This window comes from Polynucleobacter sp. JS-Safj-400b-B2 (assembly GCF_018881975.1).
In the GTDB taxonomy this organism is placed as follows: domain Bacteria; phylum Pseudomonadota; class Gammaproteobacteria; order Burkholderiales; family Burkholderiaceae; genus Polynucleobacter.
Map to the genome: position 1 here is coordinate 22600 of NZ_JACVPJ010000014.1, position 23888 is coordinate 46487.

Below are 23888 nucleotides of genomic sequence, written 5' to 3' on the forward strand. Positions count from 1 at the left end.
CTTTCCTAACAGGTTAAAAGTTCAAGCCCTTTTCGGAGAGCAAATAAAGGCGGCGCCAAATAAAGCGATTAAAACCAATGACAAAAATGCACATCACGCCAATACCTAAAGCAATTCGTGGAAAGTCGCCAGCTGTAGTCATCTCCGCAATATAGGCGCCTAGTCCTTCGGCTTTTAGAGTGGTATCACCCCAAGTGACATACTCAGAGACGATACTGGCATTCCAAGACCCCCCTGTAGCAGTGAGCGCACCAGTTACTAGGCTTGGGAATATCGCTGGTAAGTAGTAACGACGCCATTTAGTCCATGCTTTGAGTCCCAAGTTGTCAGCGGCATAACGTAACTCAACCGGAATAGTGGAGGCACCCGCGATCACGTTGAACAAGATATACCACTGCGTGCCAAAAATAATTAGTGGTGAAAGCCAGATATTAGGGTCTAAATTGAAATGCAAAATACCGACAACAGCAATTGGAAAAAGCAAGTTTGCTGGAAAGGCTGCTAAGAATTGCGCTACCGCCTGAGAATGTTCAGCAATTCGAGGATTAAGTCCAATCCAGATCCCAATTGGAACCCAAATAACAATCGCGATTGCAATCAAGACAACCACGCGTATCAAGGTCAGCATCCCTAAATATAAAATATGGAGAATCTCACTTAACCCTACCTCGGTATGAATGTACTTGATCAAATAGATTACTGCCAAGCATGCGACGATCATTACCAAGATATCCCAACCACGGGCAAAGTGATGTGCGGGAATGAGTTTTACAGAGGGCGCAACTGTGCCATCAGTGCGCTTTCTAAAGAAACGAAAGCTACCTTCCAATAATTTGATTGCTCCTAAGCCCAATTGCTGCAGCCATATAGTGCGACGCCAAAAATTCAGAGCCCAAGACTTTGGGGCTACCTCGCCATCACCCTCTTCAAAACGAAATTTATCCGCCCAAGCAACGAGAGGTCTAAAGAAAAGTTGATCATAGAGCGTGATACCAATCAGCATAGTCACAATTGCCAGACCAATGGCACTTAAATCACGCTCATCAATAGCTAAGGCAATATAAGACCCAATACCAGGCAATTTAATGTCTTGATTGGCTACAGTAATTGCCTCAGACGCCACCAAAAAGAACCAGCCACCGGACATCGACATCATCATGTTCCACAACATTCCTGGCATCGATACCGGAATATCAAGCCTCCAGAACCTCTGCCAAGGAGATAGCTTAAAGATTCGAGAAGCCTCTTCCAACTCCGCAGGAATTGTTTTAAAACTTTGATAAGCGCTAAACGCCATGTTCCAGGCTTGCGCTGTAAAAATTGCAAAAATTGCAGCGCACTCTACGCCTAATAAGCTTCCTGGAAATAGAGCTATAAAGCCGGTGACAGTGATCGAGAGGAATCCCAATACTGGAATTGACTGCAAAATATCCAAAATCGGCACTAAGACTTTTTCTGCCGCCCTAGAGCGAGTTGCAAGAAGGGCAAAGCCAAAAGCAAACGCCACTGAAAACCCAAGCGCAATAAACATACGCAAAATAGTGCGTAACAAGTAATAGGGTAAATTGGCTGCATCCAAGGATAGCTCGATAGGCGTACCTACTAGAAATGGCTTAGCCATCTCCTCCGCACCAAAGCCTAATACCAACAGAATCAGCAAAATAATCGGTAGGAGCACCAGATCCCAGATACCCGAGGGGGCTATTGCAAGATTTTCAGTATTCGAACGACTGGAGGGTGAATTTTTAATATTTTCAATCGACATTTACAAGACAATAAATACTAAAGATTACTGATATGTGACGCTTTTGTGCACCATCTCTCCGTTTGGGCCTCTAAATTGCATTTTTAGCTAGTCACACAAACTTCGTTTTAGGCTGTTAAGGTACAAAAATAGCAAAAATTGTTAAAGCCAACCTTCTCCAGGAGAATTTGCCATGCAAAACAACTCTTTATACGAATTACCCATGAAAACTATCTCGACTGAAATCATTCAGCTGTGTGAGCCGGGGTTTGATATGGTCAAGATGAATGAGCTAATTGAAACCCTATTTACGAATGCTAAGGCCTGCGCTCAAGAACTTACATCTAACTTAGATAAAAGTGCGTTACAGATCGTTGCAGATAAGCAGGTGGTTAACCAACTCCTAAATCAGCTCTACTTTCTCGATACATCAGAGGTTCAAATCGCCTGCCTACATCAGATTTCGCTACAAAATGCAGATTTACGCGACGCTTTTGAATTTGTTCAGGCACAAAATAACTATATTCCTGTAGATGACCGTAGCGAGGAGGACGAAAAAATTCAACGCCTTTTGAATGCTATTTTGACCTAAGTTCAAGCAAAGCGAACGCTCATAGTAGCCAAACGACGATAAAGGTTAAGTTGCTCACGGACTAACAAACCGTCATAGCCCAAACGTTCTATGGGCACCCATAAAGAGACCCAACCCATAATCACAAAAGCCTCACAAATAACGGTACTGAAGTAACTGTCAGGCCAAATTTGCAAACTGTAGTATTTGATCGTTAACAGAACAGTCATGATGGCAATGCCAGCACCTAGCCATTTGAGCATCCTATTTCGATTGCGATTATGTTGGCGTTCAATTAATTCCGCTTCATATTCAAAATAATTATCTACTGCCTGCTCGACATCTGACTCGGTTGCTAAACTAGGTTCATCGCTTGCTACATGCAATATCAAAATAATAGGTCTTTGTGGTGGTGCATCACTAGCCCACTGCAAAATATGATGCACTGCTCGAGGATCAAGATCTCGGCGCCTAAACGGATTTGGATCTAGCTCGCTAAACAGAGAATCCAGCGTATGGATATTTATATCAATGTTGTAAGTTTTTTCCATGGCATTGTTGATTGGTATTGAATACTGGGCTTTGCTTGCTATCTCATCCTAATGATGTGTTGAATGATCTAGAAAATCAAGCTCGTGAATAAGCTCAAGAAAAGGACGATATTTATGCTTCTCACACTACGTCCTTAGCAAGAGATATTGCGTAATAGCAAATAATGCAGCCGTTAGAACACAGCAAAGGAATAAAGACAAATAGAAGTTATATTCATTTCTCAATAGCCAACTCAGCAATAGGAACATTGGTAAAGTTGGAATCACATACCAAAAAGTCTCGTAACTGATATCAGCAATTTTAAGCTTGTCTTGGGATTCATAATAGATCCATATGAAAGCTGTAACCGAGACGATAGGTAAAGCCAGCAGAAATGCAGACAGGACAGAACTACGCTTACTAATTTCAACAACTGCCACAATCACTAGGGCGGAAATTAAGGTTTTAAATAGGAACAGCATATTCTAAACAGGGTCAATATGCGTCATCACATTAAGTACTGGCAATTGTTTTTTAATTTGATTACCAGCGTTTAAGGCAATGTCATGTCCAACTTTAACAGTAGCATTTGCATCCACATCAATATGAACATCCACCAAAATCATGTCGCCCATCTTACGAGTTCGCAGATCATGAAAGCCTCTAACGCCTTCGGTGGATTTAATAATCTCCTCTATCTGACGATGCTCTTCTTCCGATACCGCCCTATCCATCAAGTCATGTAGGGCATCCCAGCCAAACTTCCAGCCCATTTTTGCCACCATTAAGCCAACCACTAGAGCGCCAATAGCATCAAAAATTGGGTGCCCCAATAAGGCGCCAACAATACCAATAGATACTACCAATGAAGAGGCTGCATCCGATCTCGCATGCCATGCATTGGCAACCAGCATTGAAGATCGAACTCGCTTAGCCACTGCCAACATATATCTAAAGAGTATTTCCTTGGCGACTAAGGATGCCAAAGCTACATACAAAGCCAGGATTTGAATTTGTCCAGCCGGCACTGGATTGACAATCTTTTCTCCTGCCTTGAAAAGCATCCCAGCGCCAACAGCCAATAATGAAATACCCAAAAATAAAGAGGCAGCAGTTTCATAGCGCTGATGGCCGTAGCGGTGGTCATCATCTGCGTCTTTAGCGCTATGGTGATTAGCAAAGAGCACTACAAAGTCAGCAACCAAGTCTGTCGCAGAATGAATGCCATCTGCAATCAAGCCTTGAGAGCCAGAAACAATACCTGCAAACACTTGAGAAACAGTTAAGCCAATATTAACAACGACGCTCACTAACGTACTCTTCTTAGCGGCCGCTTGTTTATCAGGCGTTTGCGATTCATGATCTTCTATTTCTTTATCCATAAGCTCATACTATCAAATCAATAAGGCACTCATTAGTAACAACTTGCTGAGTCTTTTTTTCGATTGGAAATTTCTTCGATGACTTATTTAAGGATGACTGACCTATATATCTATTGGGGTTGTAGCGGAAGATGCGCGGAAATCGCTCGCACACTTAGTTGCACAGAAAGAAAAACAACCTAGGAATCTCTCCCTAAGTCGTTGATTTCATTGGCGGGCCCACCAGGACTTGAACCTGGGACCAAAGGATTATGAGAGCAGAAGCCCAAGGTAGACCCTTATAAACAGGGGCTCTGCGGGTGTTCAGTAGCGGTGTGTAAGCAAATGTGTAAGCAAATTCATGGATTTATAGGAAATGGTCTCCCACTCTTTGGTTTTCGAAACCAAAGGATATTTGGAGCAACCATCTAACACTTCGTTGCTCCAAAGTACTTTTTAGAAGAGCAAGTGTTACTTAAGGTAACGCTGATATAACTGCAGTCAAACCCGCGACAAATACCCTAAAAGGGCTGATTAGTCTCTACATTACATTAGAAACTAATGGCGTTCAGTGGTTAGGACAAGCTGAGAAGTACACCTCTAATTCTATTTAATACTGAAACACACCGCGACTGGTTTTTCTACCAAGATATCCTGCAGCCACTAGCTCTCGTAGGAGTGGTGCAGGTCGGTATTTAGAGTAATTGAAGCTGTTAAAGTAGGTCTCCATGATCGCTAAGCATGTATCCAATCCAATCAAATCGGCCAGTGCTAAGGGGCCAATCGGTTGATTGCAGCCCAACTTCATACCTTCATCGATATCTTCAGGAGAGGCAATTCCCTCTCCTAATACAAAGAAGGCTTCATTAATCATTGGCAATAAAATACGATTCACAACAAAGCCCGGCGCATTCTTTACAGCTATGGGATGTTTATCAATCTCACGGGCAAATGCAATCACGCTATCTCGGGTCGTAGTACTGGTTTGCAAACCACAGATCACCTCAACCAAACTCATTAGTGGTACTGGGTTAAAAAAATGCATCCCGATAAAACGTTCTGGATTTGAGTTCAAGCTTGCCAATTTAGTAATAGACAATGATGATGTATTGGTAGCAATAATGGTCTCTTTTGATACTAGGCTATCTACCTCATGCAGGATCTTTTCTTTCAAAGATTGATTTTCAGTGGCTGCCTCAATCACTAAATCTAAGTTCACTAACTTTTGATAGTCAGTACTCACTGCGATTCGCTTTAGTGCCTGCGCCAGATTATCTTGAGAGAGAGCGCCTTTTTTAACCATACGTTCTAAACTGCGCGTGATGGTATCCATACCCCTTTCGAGCGCCGCATCATTGATATCAATCATAGTCACTTCCAAACCATGAGTAGCACATACCTGAGCAATGCCATTGCCCATAATGCCCGCGCCGATAACACCGATTGATTTTATTGTCATGACTTTGAGACCTAGCTAGTTAAACTACCTGATAAAACCATCTCACAAACGGCTGGGGAGATCATTAATGACGCAGCGGTGGCTTTGATCACTGTTTCAACAGAGACACCTGGAGCAGTTTCCTTTAGTAAGAGACCGCGTGGAGTCACCTCAATAAATGCAAGATTGGTCACGATCTGACTCACAGGACGAATCGAGGTTAAAGGCCAAGTACACTCGGGAACAATCTTGGACGCGCCATCTTTAGCAGTGTGTTGCATGGCAACAATAACTTGTTTCGCGCCTGTTACCAAATCCATTGCCCCACCCATGCCGGGAGCAAGTACCCCTGGAATCATCCAATTAGCCAATAAACCCTTGGCATCGACTTGTAGACCGCCCAAAACCGTGATGTCTAAATGCCCACCGCGTATCAGACCAAATGACATCACACTATCAATGCGTGTAGCCCCTGGTATAGCAGTAACATAACCACCACCGGCATCGGTTAAGTCATCGTCCTCCATGCCTTCTGGAGGCCTCGCATCCAAACCAATCAAACCATTTTCTGATTGTAAAAATACATTAAGTCCTGTTGGAATATGATTGGCCACCATTGTAGGTAATCCAATACCCAAATTGACTAACATTCCTTCGCGTAACTCTAGTGCTACTCGGCGGGCAATGATTTCTTGTGCATTCATAAATTATCAGATCCGTTCAACTGCAATGAGTTCATCAACAATAACTCCGGGGGTTGTTACATCATTTGGCGTAATCATCCCCACTGGTAATATTTCATTTGCTTCTGCAAAAACTTTTTTGGCCGCCATAGCCATCACTGGATTAAAATTAGTTGCTGTGAGTTGGTAACTGAGATTGCCGAAGTAATCTGCTTGATGTGCATGTATTAAGGCAAAATCGGCAAACAGAGGCAACTCTAATAACCAGGTCTCATTATTAATTATTACGGTAGATTTATTTTCTGCAGCAAGTGTACCGAGACCTGTTTTGACTAAAGCCCCTCCTAAACCATAACCAGCACAACGAATTCGCTCTGCTAACGAGCCTTGCGGCACCAATTCAACTTGGATTTCACCAGCAAACATCTTTTTTTGTGTCTCTGGGTTTAAACCAATATGACTGGTGATCACCCGTGAAATCTGCCCACTAGAAATCAATTTCCCAATACCAACTCCTGGCATCGCCGTATCATTTGCGATCACAGTTAAATTCGCTTGGCCGGATTTAACCAGGGCATTAATCATACGATGTGGGCTACCCACGCCCATAAATCCACCAATCATCAAGGTTGAGCCCGGCAAAATACAGCGGATGATTTCATCTACGTTTTTAGCAATTTTCATCTTGTTTTAGTATCCAAAGATTCAGAGGGCAGCGCAGTTGATAAATTGTGCGTATGTTTAGCAATCATCAATTCTTCGTTGGTAGCAATACGTAAACAAACTACTTTGGATGAAATATTTGATAAGATCTCTGCACCACTATCATTTGCAGCTGTATCAAGTTCAATCCCAACCCATTGCAGTTCCTGTATCACTTGACCCCGAATGAAGACAGAATTCTCCCCAATACCACCAGTAAATATCAATACCTCTAGCCCCTTCATGACAGCCGCTAAACTTAAGATTTCTTGCTGGACATGTTGTGCAAAATAGTTAATAGCTTCCTTAGCCTCAAAGGTATTAGAAGCTTCAAGTGTCCGCATATCATTTGATAAACCACCTGAAATACCTTTTAGACCAGATTCCTTGTAGAGCAAATCGGAGATCCTTTGGGCATCCCACTGTTTATATTGCATTAAATAGAGCAATACCCCAGGATCAACTTGACCAGATCGTGACCCCATTGGAATGCCATCTAAAGGTGAAAACCCCATAGTGGTTGCGACTGCATGGCCGCGCTCAATTGCACACAAAGATGCGCCATTACCAAGATGTGCTACAACGGTTTTCTTGCCAAAATAAGCGGGTAAGTATTGCTGCACATAACTATTAATATACTCATATGACAAACCATGAAAACCGTAACGCCTAACACCTTCCTCATAAAAAGTACGTGGCAAGGCGTAGGTATCATTAATAAAAGACTGACTTCGATGAAAAGCGGTATCAAAACAGGCAATCTGTGGAATATCGCCAAAGACTTCTCGAGCAGCTTTAATACCAGCGATATTATGGGGTTCATGCAAGGGAGCAAGCGCATAAAATGATTCAAGCTCATGAATTACAGCATCATTGATCATCACGGGCTCAAGATATTTAGCGCTCCCATGAACAACACGATGGCCCACAGCCAGAATATGTACATTCGATAAAGCATGATGCAGCCATTCCAAAATAACTTTTAGGGCCGCATTATGATCCTGTGGTGCCAATTCTTTAGGCCAGGTGATTGTCTCTTGAATACGCTGATCCGGACTTTTTACTTTAAAGCTAGCATGTGAGCCAATTCCATCTATCTGACCCTTTACTAGCTCAGATAAATTAGCATCATCGAACACTGCAAATTTAATTGACGAAGAGCCTGAATTGATTATCAGAATTGCTGGGATGCGTGCTGTATTCAATTCGGCACTCGAGTAAAACTAGTGTGTAAAGACCGACGCACCATTTTGGCGATATGCGTCATATAGCAAGGCTAGGGCACAAGATGCCATGCGTGCATGTTCACTATCAGCACGGCTGGTAAGCATCACTGGTACCTTGGCACCTAAGACCAAACCAGCGGGTTGGGCATGCGAAATAAATGTAAGTTGCTTTACCAACATATTGCCTGCTTCCAAATTGGGCACAATCAATACTTGAGCTTTGCCAGCAACTGGTGAGTTAATATGTTTGGTCTGGGCAGCATTCAGATCGATTGCATTGTCCATGGCCAAGGGGCCATCCACTAAGCCGCCACGAATCTGGCCACGATCTGCCATCTTTGCCAAAATAGCAGCATCCATTGAAGAGGGAATATTAAAATGTACTGTCTCTACAGCTGATAAGATAGCTACATTAGGCAGGGCAATTCCACAAGCACGGGCGAGGTCAATAGCATTTTGAGTAATATCAACCTTAGTAGCTAAATCTGGTGCAATATTAATTGCAGCATCACTAATAAATAATGGGTAACTTAGAGTCGGTACATTTAATACAAAGACATGCGAAATCCGTTGCGCGCCACGTAAACCACCATCCTTCTTAACCACTTGTGAAAGCAATTCATCTGAATGAACATTTCCCTTCATAATCGCTTTGACTTTCTTCTGATGGACTAAGGCGACTGCAGTTGCAGCAGCCAATTTATGATCGGCAATATCTATGATTTCGATTTCACGAATGTCTTCATTAGCTTCATTCGCAGCTGCTTCAATGGCCTCACGTGAACCAACCAAAATGGGCAGAATGAGTCCCGCCTGCATAGCCATCAATGCTCCACCAAGGGATTTAGCATCATCAGGACAAACCACCGCTGTTGGCATGGGGGGAAGATTTTGCGCTGCCTTGATGATGCGCTCAAAATGGTTATGCTCCTCCAACAGTAGGCCAGGCAATTGATCTGGCGATAGAGCAATTTTTTCCAGTGGAGCATCGACCTCTGCAATCCCCGTGGCAATTATCTCGCCCTTACTAGTAGTCACCTCAGTTGCAAATAAGGCTTTGGGTGACTCTAACTTTTCGATAATCTTGACATGAATCTTCAGCTGATCTCCAATCTGTGCATGACCGACAAAATCAAAGCTTTGTTTCCGGTAAGAGGTTCCGGGGCCCGGCAAGATATTACCTAAAACGCTAGATATTAATGCTCCTATCCACATCGACGGTGCCACTACTCCAGCACCCCCCTCTTGACTCCCTTCTTGAGCTACGGCTTGATGAGGCATATGGTTTGGATTTAAATTTCCCGAAGCATGCGCAAAAAGATAGAGATCTCTTGCCGTGACCGTGTGTTCAATTGAGGCCTCATCTCCAATCTGAAGATCAGACCAAATATGATTATTTAAATCATAGACTGAGGTATTCATGACAAGAGTAACTCAAATTGACCATATTCTTTCAATGCAGCCGCATGCATTTTTTCTCTAGGACCTGCAATCTCCATCACTAAATCTAAAGCAGTCTGACGACTCTCGGGGGTGTTGAGCAGCAAAGGCAAAGTAGCTAATGCATTGACTTGGTCAAAATCTACAATCAAAGATTGTTGATGCAGTATTTTTTTAATGTCCTGATCACTCAAATCTGGAAATAAATCTTGACGTTTCAGTACCTGCAGCTCACGCTCAAGACGGGTGCGTCGCACATAGCCACGGGCTTTATTCAAAAGATGCAGCATACGGACGCAAGCTTCTGCCAAGCCACCATTCTCAATATTAGCTAGAGCCGCCTGAATTTCTGGCATTTTCATAACGTCAATCTCAGAATGGAGGGGGTGCTCTTCTGCGGTCGGATGAAATATCGCCCTTGAGATTGGTGAGGTATACATTGCAAAAAAGCAGCTCTCTGCCCAGGCATCTCGTACATCACGATAGAGATTCAGTTGCATTTCAAAAATCTCTGCACTAATTTTTTCAGCAACGAGGAATGGATTTGCAGGGCTAAGTTTGACTCTGTTTTGACTCGCTTGATTACTCAAAGAATCGAACATCGGCATAAAAGGATTTTTATCAGAGAATACCAATCGTTGCGTACGCAAAGGGTGCAAATTACGCATCAACTGAGCTGATTCATCTGTGGTTAAAGCCTTTACTAATGGGCGCCCAATTCTCTGATAAGTCTCAGAGTTGATTTTCGACATGCGTGCTACCTCAGCAAATAAAGGCTCTTCTTCGCGGTTGTGATCTAAATGCAAAATATCATCAATGCTTCTTGGCTCAAAGCGAATATGTACGCGCTCTTCATCATCTTCAAGAATCATTTCATACAGTCCTGGCGAGAGTGCCTCAATTGCACGTACGGTGTCAGTGATGGCTTCATGTTCACGGCCCGCTATTTTGCTTGAAACAAATATGCCTAAATGTCCAATAGAATCATGCAGCATGTATACGATACGATGTCCAAGTGCTTTGATTTCTTCGGCACTCGAATACAGATCTGGAATCCAATTTAAAGCTTGCTGTGGTGGAGTGATATTGTCTCCATGCGAAGCAAAAACAATAATTGGCGATTCAATTTTTCTTAAGTCAACTCGCTCACCATCTAAAATTGCTTCGCCACTAGCTAACTTATTACCAATAAATAAATTCTCTACAATCCAACGAATTTCTGCTTCAGTCATGAAACAAAATCCGCCCCACCAGCGCTCAAACTCTATGAATCGCTCTGCCTCAGTATCGACATGAGCATATAAGTTGTAATATTTTTTGAAGAAACTATTAGCTGGATTTAGAGATTCAAAGTTTTGTACCAGCGCGGCACCATCAAACAAACCATTTCCCAAATCCGCCATTAGTAAAGCAGGTAAAGAACCGCCTCGTAAACCGCCAGTGTAGCGCATCGGATTTTCTCCAACCATACCAGCCCAGTAAGACATTGGTGATCCATTTAAAACAATTGGGCCCACTAATCCAGGGGACTTTGCAGCCACCAACATCGCCGCCCAACCTCCTTGACAATTACCTACCAAGATAGGCTTTGGTGAATGCGGATGTTCCTCTGCAATCTTGCCAAGGAAAAAGATTTCTGCATCACGAACATGTGCAATAGTTTGGCTCGGCTCTGGCATAGGTCGAAAAGCGCAAAAGTAGACTTGATGACCATCATCAAAGGCATCACCCACCTGGCTATCCGGTTTAAAACCACCAATACCAGCACCATGCCCAGCGCGCGGGTCAATAATCAACACTGGGGCACGCTCAGGATCAATTACTATACCTGCTGGAGGCGTAATCTTTAGCAGTAAATAATTTACTGGAGGGTTAAGGTCTCTACCATCCACAATGACCTCATACTGAAAATCTAATACTGGTGGCATCCCAGAATCAATATGGTCGGTATATACATTCCCTCTTTTACGCAGAGCATCAAATACTAAGGCCTGACGCTGGACTGAATCGCGTACATAGGCAGTGTACATTTGCAACCAGTCACTCAAAGTGGCAGTTTTTAATACTTGTGTTTCTGCCTTAGCACGCTCAACGAGATGCTCAATTTTTTTAGAATCATGACGAATTGTTTTAGAGAGCTTTTGAATATGTAATGCAGAAAGATCTGAAACGGTTCTAGCAGCTTCAGCGCTTTGCTTGAGTGTATCCTGCGATTTATTTACTAGCTTGTCAAATCGTGAGCTTGTTGATTTAATAAAGTTCAAATCATTTATATCATTCAACATCACTAACTCCAATTTTTAGATTCACCAAGCACGGACGAACAACTCTACGGGGCATTTATTACAAAGAGATTAATAATATTTGACCAATTAGTGACACACATCTGCCCTCTAGCTCTAGTACAGTAGGGTAATTCCAGTTTTAAAATATTTATTGATGAAAACGCATATGGATAATCAGTTAAAAGCACTAAATTCATCTTTTATTAAAAACTGGCCACTACTTCGCGAGGGGCAGGTCATTGGTCAATATGAAATTCGCCCAATCACACTCGGCGATCGGACTGGGGTGCTTGATTTATTCGAGCACTTATCTACCAAAAGTCGATACTTTCGTTATGCACATGCAATGTCGACCTTGCCCGAGGCTTTACTCCATGAAATCATCCATGCCAACAAGCCAGGTGACTTTGCTCTAGTTGCTATAGTAATGAATTCAGACGACACCCAAACACTAGCTGGAATTGCCCGCTTTATTCAAGATGCTAATGGACTAGAAGCAGAGTTTTCACTTTCAGTGAGCGATGATCACCATCACGAAGGTATTGGCTCTCATTTAATGCAGGCTATTCTTGACTGCGCACGATTAAATGGATTATCTGCAATTTACGGGCTTATAAACAAAAAAAATGTAGGTATGCTTTTGTTAATGCGTCATCTAGGTTTCATATTGCGCACTTCAGAAGATGACTTTCAATTCTATATTGCACACTATTCGACCACCAATGGTTGACGTTAGCCTAAGCAACATTCGTTTCTTGGCAGGTTTAGAGTGATGTTAAAACTACTACAAACCCATAATTGCAGATCTTTAAACTTGCTGGTCGTAAGAGTCGATACTTTTCAGCGATCCGATAGGTAACGCTCAAATAAATATCAACCGAGAGGTTGATTTTGTATTAGTTTGGGTGCTTAAGTTTGGGGTCTTGGTAGTCTGTAACCATCTGCACTACTTAGCCTGACATGACTATCCCTCTAGGAATTTTCTTCGGTCTTTTGTTTGATCTACCCTCTAACGATGATCTGGTCTTAATTTAATATGTATTCGATCTTTTTTTAATATATTCAGATAGTTAGGCGTATTCACCAAACTGTCTTGATTAATCAATAGCATATTAATTCCCAAATACAGGAGGATTTATGAGCTCAAGCCATGACAGCGACCACCATAAACACCATGACGAGTTTGCTCGGCCCAACCTTAATACCAGGCCCAGTTTATTCACGATCATTATTTTCGTTGGACTACTGATATCTGGCTTACTTTATACCGTTTTTAGTATTTCTCATGATTTAGAAGTGACTTCTCATGGTCAAACAGTTACAAACTGGCTACCATTTTTCCTATTGGGTGTTGCCCTATTAATTGCACTTGGCTTCGAGTTTGTAAACGGTTTTCACGATACGGCCAATGCGGTAGCTACTGTAATTTATACAAATTCAATGCCCCCAAATTTGGCAGTGGTTTGGTCAGGATTCTTCAACTTTTTGGGCGTGCTGCTTTCAAGCGGTTTAGTTGCTTTCGGCATCATCTCCCTCCTGCCTGTTGAGCTGATTTTGCAGGTTGGCTCCTCTGCTGGCTTTGCCATGATTTTTGCTCTATTAATTGCAGCAATTATTTGGAACTTAGGAACTTGGTGGCTAGGCTTGCCCGCCTCCTCATCCCATACATTAATTGGCTCAATTATTGGCGTAGGCGTTGCTAATGCCATGATGAATGGCCGTGACGGCACTAGCGGTGTGGATTGGGCTCAAGCCACAAAAATAGGCTACTCCTTATTGCTTTCACCCCTAATTGGTTTTGCTGCTGCAGCTCTTTTGCTATATGCCATAAAAGTGTTGATTAAAAATAAAGAGTTGTTTACAGAGCCTAAAAAGGGTAAGGCTCCACCAGCTTGGATTCGTGGATTACTAGTATTAACTTGCACTGGTGTTTCCTTTGCTCATGGATCAAATGATGGTCAGAAGGGAATGGGGCTAATCATGCTGATCTTAATTGGCTCCTTTCCAACGGCTTATGCTTTAAACAGTGCCATGACCGCGAATCAATCTACCGCTTATGTCGCCTTAGCAGAAAAAACCTCAATGAAGCTTAATGAATTAGCTCCAGCTGCCAAGGCAACAGAGGGCACTAATGATCGCGAAGTGCTCTCAACCTTTGTGCGTACGCGTGACATGAATGCCAGTGTCATACCTGCTTTATCGAGCATGACAGCGGCTATTGCAACCCAAGTAAAGGAGAGTGGTACTTTTGCTGGCCTGCCTACTGATGCCGTTGCAAACGTCAGAAATGATATGTACCTAACTTCAGAAACGATTCGCTGGCTAGAGAAGAATACACCAGAGTTTTCTAAGTTAGATAAAGATACGGTTGATAACTTAAAGGCATTCAAAGAACAAACTGATGAATCCACTAAGTTCATTCCTCTGTGGGTAAAAATTGCCGTGGCAATTGCTTTAGGCCTAGGCACCATGGTTGGCTGGAAGCGCATTGTGATTACCGTCGGTGAAAAGATTGGTAAAACCCACCTCACCTATGGTCAAGGGGCCTCTGCAGAATTAGTTGCCATGATGACAATTGGCGCGGCTGACGTGTATGGATTGCCAGTCTCAACTACCCAAGTATTATCTTCTGGTGTAGCTGGAACAATGGTTGCGAACGGCTCAGGGATACGCGGCAACACCATTCGCAGTCTTGCACTCGCTTGGATTTTAACTTTGCCGGTAGCTATGTTCTTATCTGGATTCTTATTCTGGCTCTTTAGTCAAATATTTTAATCAGCACTGCTTTATCTAAACTATCCATAGAAGTCATATGGATAGTATGTTATTTCTATGGTCTAGTTATTTATTGGGGTCTTTTTTCATGTGATGCCCAGTGTAATATCATGTTGATATCAATTAAGTCATTGCGCCCTTGCTTTACCAGCATATAACTCTGCTTTTAGTCTGATCAATATTTTCGGCGTTCGAGCACATAGAGAAATTTAATGCAGTAATAACCCATTAACTAATCATTTCTAACTATGCTAATTAATTGCGCTTCTTATAAAAATGGTCGAAAAGTCGCTGATATTGATATCGACCTGATTAGTGATCATGTAGCAGACAAAGATTCTTTTGTATGGGTGGCGCTACTAGATCCAACTGTAGGCGAAATTGCCAAGATGGAAGAGGAGTTTGACCTTCATCCACTGGCTGTTGAAGATGCCTTACTTGGGCATCAAAGACCTAAGATTGAAGAGTACGGGAATAGTCTATTTGCTGTGATTCAGATTTTAAAATACGATGAGGACATTTCGGTTGGAGAGTTAGATATCTTTGCGGCATCTGACTACATCCTATCAATACGAAATCGATCCGATGTCCAGTTTTTAGGTGTAAGAGAGCGCTGCGAACAAGAGCCTGAACTACTTAGCCAGGGCTCAGGTTTTGTTCTGTATGCCCTCATTGATGCTGTAGTAGATCGCTACTTTCCGATAATGGAAAGACTTGAGCTTGAGCTTGAGAGCATTGAGGACACTCTTTTTGATGAACGTTCTACTAAATCAAATATTGAAAGACTGTTTGAGCTCAAAAGAAAAGTGATGATTGTGAAACATGCTGTAACTCCTTTGATGGAGGCGGTGGGTAAGTTCACCAGTGGGCGAGTTCCACCTGTTTGTGCCAATAGCACCGAGTATTTTCGAGACATCTTAGACCATTTAACCCGTATTAACTCTGTCATTGAGAGTATTCGAGATGCCATCGGTACCGCAATTCAGGTCAGCTTATCCGCGATTGCACTTGAGCAAAATAATATTCAAAAACGCCTAGCATCTTGGGCGGCGATATTCGGTGTGGCAACTGCATTTGCAGGGATTTGGGGAATGAATTTTGAACTGATGCCAGAATTAAAGTGGGATTATGGATATCCACTTGCCGTCGGCCTTATTGTATTTACTTGTTCATTTTTGTACTGGCGCTTCAAGCGATCGGGCTGGCTATAAGTTTGTCGTTTTAAGCGACATTACCTACACAGGAATTTATATTCCCTTTCCCTTTGGCCGATGTCGACCGTAAGCAGCTTTCAGCAACCCTACACAACCTACAAGTAGTTGATTGCTCCAAGCTGGAGCCATATATCTATTGGGGTCTAGCGGTTATATTTGCTACACACCAACTACACATTAATGAAAAATGACCTAGCGCTCTCACGCTAAGTCATTGATATTGCTGGTGGGCCCACCAGGACTTGAACCTGGGACCAAAGGATTATGAGAGCAGACACCCAAGGTAGACCCTTATAAACAGGGACTCTGCGGGTGGTCAGTGTCGGTGTGTAAGCAAATGTGTAAGCAAATTCATGGATTTAAAGGAAGTGGCCTCTCGGTCTTTGGTTTCGAAAACCAAAGGATTTTTGGAGCAACCGTTTCGCACTTCGTTGCTCCAAACCGTTTTTTATAAATTAGTAGGCGTTACTTTAGGAGTTTCAACGAGGTTAATCTCGCCTAACTCATCATATACATAAAATGCCGATCAATCCTTACCAAGATATTTATGGAGTTGAAATAGGACTCCATTTCCTGTGCCAGACTGACTATTAATTGGAAATACTGCTTGAGCAGATATATTGAATTGCTCACCAACCCAAATTACTCCAGGATTGATAGAGCCGATCACCTGACCAGAGCAACGAGCTGTTAAGCATGACTGCATGGGGAACTCAACCACAGGAACTAAGCGATTAAAAAAATTACTCCAGCCGGTAGGTTTGACAAAATTATCAAGATATAAAAGGCTGTATTGAACTGTAAATCCCCAATTAAACACTTTTGGCTGGGATTGATTAGTAGGGATTTGATAACCCAAGACTCCAGTTACAGCCAATGGCTTTAGTAATGAAAGGAAATCCGGTAAATCTCCAAATCCTTTTGCATAGAAAATCGTTGGCGCATATGTGGAGTAAGTATCTCCGTTCTTACTGCCTGTTCTACCACCCTGCCCCAAAACCCCAATTGATAGAGCAAATTCATGGGGATCGCTAATATGCAACTCTTGCTTAACAACGTAATAAAGATTATCAAAACCACTCGATTGTGGCGTTAGATTTCCATTGGGAGAACGATATAGGCCGTTTACCGCAATTCCAAAACCATTTAGAGGCTCAATGCCAATACCTGCTAAAGCAATATTTCCAGAATCAGTATTGGTATTGCCAGCCTCAATATTGGCCGTTCTTCCTATTACTGAGTGGACCTCATTTGCGACATATGGGTCCTCTACAACAATAGTGGGTGGAAAATATCTATTTCCTGCAACGCCATGGGCCATCACAAAAGAACTAATAAAAAATCCTAGTAGACCAATACAAAAACATTGAAGAAAAATCATAAAACTAATGCTTAAGCATTCCCTTTTCTTCTATAAAGGAAATGATTTGCTTTAGGCCGTTGCTAGATTTAATGCTACCCATAATAAAAGGCCTATCGCCGCGCATCTTTTTGGCATCTGACTCCATGATTGGTAAAGATGCTCCGACATAAGGGGCGAGATCGGTCTTATTTATAAACAATAGATCTGAGCGTGTAATGCCTGGACCACCTTTACGAGGAATCTTCTCCCCTCCCGCTACATCAATCACATAAATAGTTAAATCCGAGAGCTCTGGACTAAAAGTAGCAGCCAAGTTGTCCCCGCCTGACTCAATAAAAATAATGTCTACATTGGGAAACTGTTTTTGCATCCGATCAACTGCTTCCAGATTAATAGAAGCATCTTCCCTAATAGCTGTATGGGGACAACCGCCTGTTTCCACGCCTAAGATTCTTTCGGGCTCAAGCGCCCCCGCTACAGTAAGCAAGCGTTGATCTTCTTTAGTGTAGATGTCATTAGTAATTACGACTAAGTCATACTGGTCACGCATTGCCTTACAGAGCATCTCCAGCAATGTTGTCTTACCTGATCCAACAGGACCACCAATACCAACTCGTAAGGGAGGATTCTTTTTAGTTCTCATATTTTGATTTCATTTATGAACGGAATAATCGGGAATATTGTATTTCGTGTCTTGAAGACAGAATAGCCAGCATCGGTGAAAAATTATCAATCATTGATAAACCCGACTTAGCCCTTTGTTCAGCCTCTTCAACCATATTAGGAAGCAGCAGTCGAATCTTCGTCAGAACCTGTTGTCCCGCTACTTGACCTAAGGGTATGGCTTTGAGCGAGGCGGCTACTTGATTTTCAATCCAGGAGAATGCATATGCAGCGAGACCATTTTTAGACTGGATATTTAAATGAAAACAAGCATAGGCATGGGCAGTTAAAAGCGATAAAGGCCTCATTGATGATAATTGACTAAGGTATTCGCCACCCCAGTTCAAAGATTGAGCAACCTGCAATAAAGACCAACCCATCTGCTCGGTTTCCGCCCTAAGCTCAGAGGTCTCGCGACTTGCTAAGAAATACTCATTCAAATGGCTTACTGCATCGATATCTTGATTGGCCCATGCTTCATAGCTCAGAAACCAAAGTGGCGCCTCGGATCTGGCAAACACACCTAAAAACACATCTTTGATCCATGCCTCTGCAGTTAAGGCATCCTTGACCATACCAGATTCAATCGCGGCCTCCAAACCCTGAGAGTAGCTATACCCGCCAATTGGTAATGCAGGTGAAGCCAACTGCATTAATGCAGTAATTTCGTTTAAATCAATGGTCATGAGAATGATCGTGGTCGCCATGACTATGGTGAGAGCAATTTGGCCCATGAACATGTGGCTTTTCATGTTCAATAAAAACTTTTTGCGCTAATGCATAGTCACTATCAAAAGTCTCTGCATGACTATGACGATGCCCTCCACCGTATGCACCCGTTTCAGGCTCGAATGGAGCCAACTCCTGCTTAAGCTCTAGCCCTAATTGATGAATCATTCCCTCAAGCACTGAATCGGGCTCAATCCTCAAGAATCCCTTCCCTATCTGCACGGGTATATGTCGATTACCCAGGTGATAGGCTGCTCTAGTCAACTGTTGTAAATCAGCAGAAACAATCGTTACCACCTCTTGGTCTGCCGCAGAAATGCGAATCATGGTTCCATCATCACCAATCACAACATCATCGCTTGCCAATACATTGCCTCGTGGCAGAAAAAAATGTAGTTCACGACCATCAGAAAGCTTTTCTGAAAAGCGGCTTTTATTACGCATTTCAAAAGGCAGCTTGAGTTCAAAGGCTCTAGCTAAAACTGCTTTAGCCAAACCTCTTCCCTTGGGAATGATTTTCTCAATACGAATTGGTTCTGCCATTTACTTTCCTAAAATAAGAAATAACGTTGAGCCATTGGCAATACTTTTGCCGGTTCACAGGTCAACAACTCACCATTAGCAATAACTTGGTAAGTTTCTGGATCAACAGTGATATTAGGTTGCCAGTTGTTATGAATCATGTCGGCTTTAGTGATAGAACGGCAATTTTTAACCGCTTCAACCTGCTTCTCTAATCCATAGGTATCACGGATATTGGCATGCATTGCTGATTGCGAAATAAATGTCAATGAGCTATGGCGAATTCCTTGGCCAATACCAGCAAACATATTGCGGTAATGTACAGGTTGTGGGGTTGGGATAGAAGCATTAGGATCACCCATTGCGGCAGCCGCAATGGAGCCACCCTTTAATATCAATGAAGGCTTAACACCAAAGAAAGCGGGCTTCCAAAATACTAAATCAGCATACTTACCAACTTCAATAGAACCCACAACATGCGATATTCCGTGAGTAATCGCAGGATTGATAGTGTATTTTGAAATATAACGCTTCACTCTAAAGTTATCGTGACGATTAGAATCACCTGGCAATAAGCCACGTTGTGCCTTCATTTTGTCAGCAGTTTGCCAAGTACGAATAATCACTTCACCAACACGACCCATCGCCTGAGAGTCCGATGAGAGCATTGAGAAAGCACCCAAGTCATGCAAAATATCTTCAGCAGCAATAGTCTCGCGACGAATACGAGATTCCGCAAATGCGATATCTTCAGCAATAGAAGCATCCAGATGATGACACACCATCAACATATCTAAATGCTCATCCAGTGTATTAACAGTAAATGGTCTAGTTGGGTTAGTTGAGGATGGCAATACATTTGATTCGCCACAAGCGCGAATAATATCAGGGGCATGACCACCTCCAGCACCCTCTGTATGGTAGGTATGAATTGTTCGGCCTTTAAATGCTGCTAATGTCGTCTCGACAAACCCAGATTCGTTGAGAGTATCAGTGTGGATAGCCACTTGAGTATCTGTCTCATCAGCAACACTCAAACAACAATCAATTGCAGCAGGAGTGGTTCCCCAATCCTCATGTAGCTTTAATCCGATAGCGCCCGCATCGACTTGCTCACGTAAGCCAGCCGGCAAACTAGCATTGCCCTTACCCAAAAGACCAATATTCATTGGATACGCATCAATGGACTGCAACATTCTTTGAATATGCCATGGACCAGGAGTGCAAGTAGTCGCAAAGGTTCCTGTTGCGGGGCCTGTACCGCCACCAATCATAGTAGTCACACCAGACATTAAAGCTTCTTCAATTTGTTGCGGGCAAATAAAGTGAATGTGTGTATCTATACCACCAGCAGTCACAATCATTCCTTCGCCAGCAATAATTTCTGTTCCTGGGCCAATGACTGAAGTAATGCCAGGCTGAATATCAGGATTACCTGCTTTACCAATATCCGAGATTCGACCATTTTTAATAGCAATATCGGCTTTTACAATCCCCCAGTGATCAATAATCACTGCATTGGTGATGACTGTATCTGCGCAATCTTTTGACTCGCGTTGACTCTGCCCCATGCCATCACGAATGACCTTGCCACCGCCAAACTTCACTTCTTCACCATAAATCGTAAAATCTTTTTCTACCTCAATCACGAGACCTGTATCAGCAAGTCTTAAGCGATCACCAACGGTAGGACCAAACATCTCAGCATAGGCTTGTCGACCAATCTTAGCCATTACACGCCTCCCATGACGCGACCAGCAAAGCCATAAATTTTCTTATCGCCAGCTATCTCAACTAGCTCTATCGTACGTTTTTGACCAGGTTCAAAACGGACAGCAGTACCCGCGACAATATTTAGACGCATTCCCTTGGTCATTTCACGATCAAATAATAATGAATCATTTACCTCATAAAAATGAAAGTGTGAACCAATTTGAACGGGGCGATCACCACTATTAGATACCTCTATAGAAAGCGTCCTGCGACCCACATTCAATTCAATATCACCTGGTTCAACAAACATCTGTCCAGGAATGAATCGTTGGTTATCTACTGTGTTGAAGGAGCTCATACAGCAGCCCCGCCAATAAGAGCAAGAGTCATTTGGCCCATCAATAACAGGCCATACATTAAGCTTGAAAAGCCAGCAATCTTGGCAAAGATAGATGTTTTCTCTTTTAAAGCTTTAACCAACAAGGCTCCGGATAAATGCAAAATCCCGGTTGCCAATAGTAAACCTGCTATATCTTGTGCAACTAATAAGGAACCAACCGAGGCAGTTGAGAATAGCTCCGCATGGGCAAACCCATGAAATACGCCAAAGGCCCCAATTAACAACAGAATTGATTGAGGTGAATATTGATTCTTGGCTAATAACAATAAGCCAATAGCAATCACGGATGCTGCAATTCCGAATTCAAAGAAAGTAAGAGGTAAGCCGATAAAACCAGCAAGAACACCGATACACATCCCGAGGAGAAAGACACATGGTCCAAACCAGATCTTTTTTAATACAAATGCACTCCAGAATCCTACTAGCAAAATCACCAGCAAGTGGTCCAGACCACTAAAGGGATGGAGTAGGCCCGACATAAAACTCAGGGTCACATCATGCCCCTCGTGGGCAGAAGCGAGATTAGAAAACAACAGGCCTGTCAATGCAACCAAACTTAACAATACGTTTTTCATATAAGCGTTCATCTGTGTAAGCTCCTAAACAATCGGGTTATGAACAGTAACTAATTTTGTTCCATCGGGAAACGTAGCCTCTATCTGAATATCAGGAATCATTTCTGGAATGCCTTCCATCACGTCATCACGACTCAGTATGGTTTGACCTTCGTGCATTAGCTGGGCAACTGTCTTGCCATCACGAGCACCTTCCATAATTGCAGCACTAATTAAGGCTATTGATTCTGGATAGTTCAACTTCAAGCCTCTAGCCTTACGCCGCTCAGCCAGCAGAGCTGCAGTAAATATGAGTAACTTATCTTTTTCGCGCGGAGTTAATTCCATATCTCACCTCAATAACAATTCTAAGAAGCCCAAAGCCGTAATGGCTGAGCGTTCACACCATGGACTATAGGCCGTAACTTAGTCCATATATCCACCATCAAGTTTCTAGCGCTCTCAATATCACTTGATACTACCCGCACTACTAGAATCCCTTGCGGCATGAATGTAACTCCAGCCCGCAATGAATCAGTCCAGGGCATCATCGCAGAAAATTGCTCAACCAATGCATTTGAGCAACGAGGGCCTATAGCCAATAAGGTAGAACAAATAGGCCATGGTCCCAGCTGAGGCAAAGACTTGGAATAAATATCTTGTGCATCAATATGCCCATTCTCAATCCAAATCAACTTACCATCACGCCTAACTTCGTTAAGCACATGAATATGCCCACTAGACCACTCCTCACCAGAGGCATGGCGACCAAGCATCATTGCATCCCAACCAATATATGAGGCGCTAGATGGAAGAATCAATTTTGTAAGGACATTCGAATTTGCCCCCTTAAAAAATATATTTTCTTGAGGAAGCCAATCTAGTTTGGCACCTTCGCCCAATTCAAACTGGATACTTTGTGTGGCTGGATTTTTAAATGATTTGTACCATTTGGTTGCGCTCGGTGTAGATAAGACTGTATGGCAGTCTGCACCAATAGAGACATCAATATCTAAGGTATCACCACCTGCAATTCCTGCCGGCGGATGAATGATGATCGAATGACATATGTCATCACCCTCAGGATATAAAGCCTTTTGTACTCGCAGCGGTCCCTCATGCAAACTTTTCTTAAGCACTGTACCAATTGGAGTGCGCTCATAAGATAGGCTCAGCTTAGCAAGCCAACTAGGACTTAGTGACCTAAATAGTTGCTTAACTGCGTTGTCCGGAGCCAAAAACATATGGTTAAACCATCTTAGTGGATATCAGCATCCACTTTAAACCGAAATCATGCCCTGAACATCATTTACACCCATATCAGCACCTCTTCCTTGGGCGATAACTTCGCCGCGACTCATCACGATATAGTTATCAGAGAGCTCCTTGGCAAAGTCGTAATACTGCTCTACTAGTAAAACTGTAATACCCATCTCATCCACTAGCTTACGAAGGCAGCGGCCAATATCCTGAATGATCGAAGGCTGGATACCCTCTGTAGGCTCGTCTAAAATAATTAACTCAGGTTGTGACATCAGCGCACGACCAATGGCTAACTGCTGTTGCTGCCCACCTGATAAATCTCCGCCTCGTCGTGCTTTCATATCGGACAGGATTGGAAAGAGCTCGTAAATATATCCGGGAACATCTTTAGAGCTTGAAAATTTTGCAGCACCAATGAGTAGATTTTCTTCTACTGTCAGTCTTGGAAAAATTTCTCGCCCTTGAGGAACATACGCAAAGCCAGCATCGACTCGAGACCAAGGAGATAAGCTAGCTAGCTCTTTTCTATCCCAGATTATCGAGCCAGTCTTGATTTTGACAACACCCATCAGCGATTTGAGTAAAGTGGTTTTACCTACTCCATTACGACCTAACAAACTGGTTAATTGCCCTTTGGGAACTTCAAAACTGATATTGCGCAATATATGGCTACCACCATAATATTGATTGAGGTCTTTGACGATTAACATG

At 42.8% G+C, this 23888-nt stretch carries 24 protein-coding genes; 4 read left to right on the forward strand and 20 right to left on the reverse strand.

Annotation, left to right across the window (positions count from 1 at the left end; genetic code table 11):
- Window positions 1–13 precede the first annotated feature (13 nt).
- Window positions 14–1765 carry an ABC transporter permease subunit gene (locus ICN48_RS11735; RefSeq protein WP_216153869.1) on the reverse strand — a complete coding sequence of 584 codons (1752 nt, stop codon included), beginning with the start codon at window positions 1763–1765 and terminating at the stop codon, window positions 14–16.
- 202 nt (window positions 1766–1967) lie between these two features.
- On the opposite strand from ICN48_RS11735, the gene ICN48_RS11740 reads away from it, so the two are divergent.
- Entirely contained in the window at window positions 1968–2336 is a 369-nt protein-coding gene (locus ICN48_RS11740) for a hypothetical protein (protein ID WP_216153870.1), read from the forward strand.
- 2 nt (window positions 2337–2338) lie between these two features.
- Here ICN48_RS11740 and ICN48_RS13960 read toward each other — a convergent pair whose 3' ends face one another.
- From ICN48_RS13960 to ICN48_RS11785, 9 genes are all read right to left on the reverse strand, one after another.
- Window positions 2339–2866: a hypothetical protein gene (locus tag ICN48_RS13960; protein WP_255539559.1), complete on the reverse strand. Its 528-nt coding sequence runs from the start codon at window positions 2864–2866 to the stop codon at window positions 2339–2341.
- 126 nt (window positions 2867–2992) lie between these two features.
- A complete protein-coding gene (locus ICN48_RS11750; protein WP_216153871.1) occupies window positions 2993–3328 on the reverse strand; it encodes a DUF3147 family protein in 336 nt (111 codons plus the stop codon).
- A gap of 3 nt (window positions 3329–3331) precedes the next feature.
- A complete protein-coding gene (locus tag ICN48_RS11755; protein ID WP_216153872.1) occupies window positions 3332–4228 on the reverse strand; it encodes a cation diffusion facilitator family transporter in 897 nt (298 codons plus the stop codon).
- 589 nt (window positions 4229–4817) lie between these two features.
- Window positions 4818–5666, reverse strand: coding sequence for a 3-hydroxybutyryl-CoA dehydrogenase (locus tag ICN48_RS11760; protein WP_216153873.1), 849 nt, complete (start codon window positions 5664–5666; stop codon window positions 4818–4820).
- Between the two features lie 11 nt (window positions 5667–5677).
- On the reverse strand, window positions 5678–6349 hold the full coding sequence (locus tag ICN48_RS11765) for a 3-oxoacid CoA-transferase subunit B (protein WP_216153874.1): 672 nt from the start codon (window positions 6347–6349) through the stop codon (window positions 5678–5680).
- Window positions 6350–6355: 6 nt separating this feature from the next.
- Window positions 6356–7012: a CoA transferase subunit A gene (locus tag ICN48_RS11770; protein WP_216153875.1), complete on the reverse strand. Its 657-nt coding sequence runs from the start codon at window positions 7010–7012 to the stop codon at window positions 6356–6358.
- Window positions 7009–8235, reverse strand: a complete 1227-nt coding sequence (locus ICN48_RS11775) for an acetate/propionate family kinase (protein WP_216153876.1) — start codon at window positions 8233–8235, stop codon at window positions 7009–7011. The genes ICN48_RS11770 and ICN48_RS11775 overlap by 4 nt, the downstream gene beginning before the upstream one ends.
- Window positions 8236–8253: 18 nt before the next feature.
- A complete protein-coding gene (locus tag ICN48_RS11780; RefSeq protein WP_216153877.1) occupies window positions 8254–9678 on the reverse strand; it encodes a bifunctional enoyl-CoA hydratase/phosphate acetyltransferase in 1425 nt (474 codons plus the stop codon).
- Window positions 9675–11981, reverse strand: coding sequence for a DUF3141 domain-containing protein (locus ICN48_RS11785; RefSeq protein ID WP_216153878.1), 2307 nt, complete (start codon window positions 11979–11981; stop codon window positions 9675–9677). The genes ICN48_RS11780 and ICN48_RS11785 overlap by 4 nt, the downstream gene beginning before the upstream one ends.
- 166 nt (window positions 11982–12147) lie before the next feature.
- Between ICN48_RS11785 and ICN48_RS11790 the strand changes: the two genes are divergently transcribed.
- From ICN48_RS11790 to corA, 3 genes are all read left to right on the forward strand, one after another.
- The gene (locus ICN48_RS11790) at window positions 12148–12711 is read left to right on the forward strand and encodes a GNAT family N-acetyltransferase (protein WP_216153879.1); all 564 of its coding nucleotides are present in this window, start codon (window positions 12148–12150) and stop codon (window positions 12709–12711) included.
- Window positions 12712–13118: 407 nt separating this feature from the next.
- Window positions 13119–14756, forward strand: coding sequence for an inorganic phosphate transporter (locus ICN48_RS11795; protein WP_216153880.1), 1638 nt, complete (start codon window positions 13119–13121; stop codon window positions 14754–14756).
- Window positions 14757–15004: 248 nt separating this feature from the next.
- On the forward strand, window positions 15005–15967 hold the full coding sequence (corA, locus tag ICN48_RS11800) for a magnesium/cobalt transporter CorA (RefSeq protein ID WP_216153881.1): 963 nt from the start codon (window positions 15005–15007) through the stop codon (window positions 15965–15967).
- A 529-nt stretch (window positions 15968–16496) separates the two neighbouring features.
- Here corA and ICN48_RS11805 read toward each other — a convergent pair.
- Genes ICN48_RS11805 through urtE form a run of 10 tightly spaced genes read right to left on the reverse strand, consistent with a single transcriptional unit; the run spans window position 16497 to window position 23887 of the window.
- Window positions 16497–17351, reverse strand: a complete 855-nt coding sequence (locus ICN48_RS11805) for a hypothetical protein (RefSeq protein ID WP_216153882.1) — start codon at window positions 17349–17351, stop codon at window positions 16497–16499.
- A 4-nt stretch (window positions 17352–17355) separates the two neighbouring features.
- Window positions 17356–17976, reverse strand: a complete 621-nt coding sequence (ureG, locus tag ICN48_RS11810) for an urease accessory protein UreG (protein ID WP_216153883.1) — start codon at window positions 17974–17976, stop codon at window positions 17356–17358.
- A gap of 13 nt (window positions 17977–17989) precedes the next feature.
- Window positions 17990–18682 carry an urease accessory protein UreF gene (locus tag ICN48_RS11815; protein ID WP_216153897.1) on the reverse strand — a complete coding sequence of 231 codons (693 nt, stop codon included), beginning with the start codon at window positions 18680–18682 and terminating at the stop codon, window positions 17990–17992.
- Complete coding sequence (gene ureE / locus ICN48_RS11820) at window positions 18672–19268, reverse strand: urease accessory protein UreE (protein WP_216153884.1); 597 nt, start codon at window positions 19266–19268, stop codon at window positions 18672–18674. The genes ICN48_RS11815 and ureE overlap by 11 nt, the downstream gene beginning before the upstream one ends.
- Before the next feature lie 8 nt (window positions 19269–19276).
- Window positions 19277–20980: an urease subunit alpha gene (ureC, locus tag ICN48_RS11825; RefSeq protein ID WP_216153885.1), complete on the reverse strand. Its 1704-nt coding sequence runs from the start codon at window positions 20978–20980 to the stop codon at window positions 19277–19279.
- Window positions 20980–21318, reverse strand: coding sequence for an urease subunit beta (locus ICN48_RS11830; RefSeq protein ID WP_216153886.1), 339 nt, complete (start codon window positions 21316–21318; stop codon window positions 20980–20982). Before ICN48_RS11830 ends, ureC begins: the two co-directional genes overlap by 1 nt.
- Complete coding sequence (locus tag ICN48_RS11835) at window positions 21315–21935, reverse strand: HupE/UreJ family protein (protein ID WP_216153887.1); 621 nt, start codon at window positions 21933–21935, stop codon at window positions 21315–21317. Before ICN48_RS11835 ends, ICN48_RS11830 begins: the two co-directional genes overlap by 4 nt.
- A 24-nt stretch (window positions 21936–21959) precedes the next feature.
- A complete protein-coding gene (locus ICN48_RS11840) occupies window positions 21960–22262 on the reverse strand; it encodes an urease subunit gamma (protein WP_216153888.1) in 303 nt (100 codons plus the stop codon).
- Between the two features lie 20 nt (window positions 22263–22282).
- Entirely contained in the window at window positions 22283–23158 is an 876-nt protein-coding gene (locus ICN48_RS11845) for an urease accessory protein UreD (RefSeq protein ID WP_216153889.1), read from the reverse strand.
- A gap of 36 nt (window positions 23159–23194) precedes the next feature.
- On the reverse strand, window positions 23195–23887 hold the full coding sequence (urtE, locus tag ICN48_RS11850) for an urea ABC transporter ATP-binding subunit UrtE (protein ID WP_216153890.1): 693 nt from the start codon (window positions 23885–23887) through the stop codon (window positions 23195–23197).
- Between the last annotated feature and the right edge of the window lies 1 nt (window position 23888).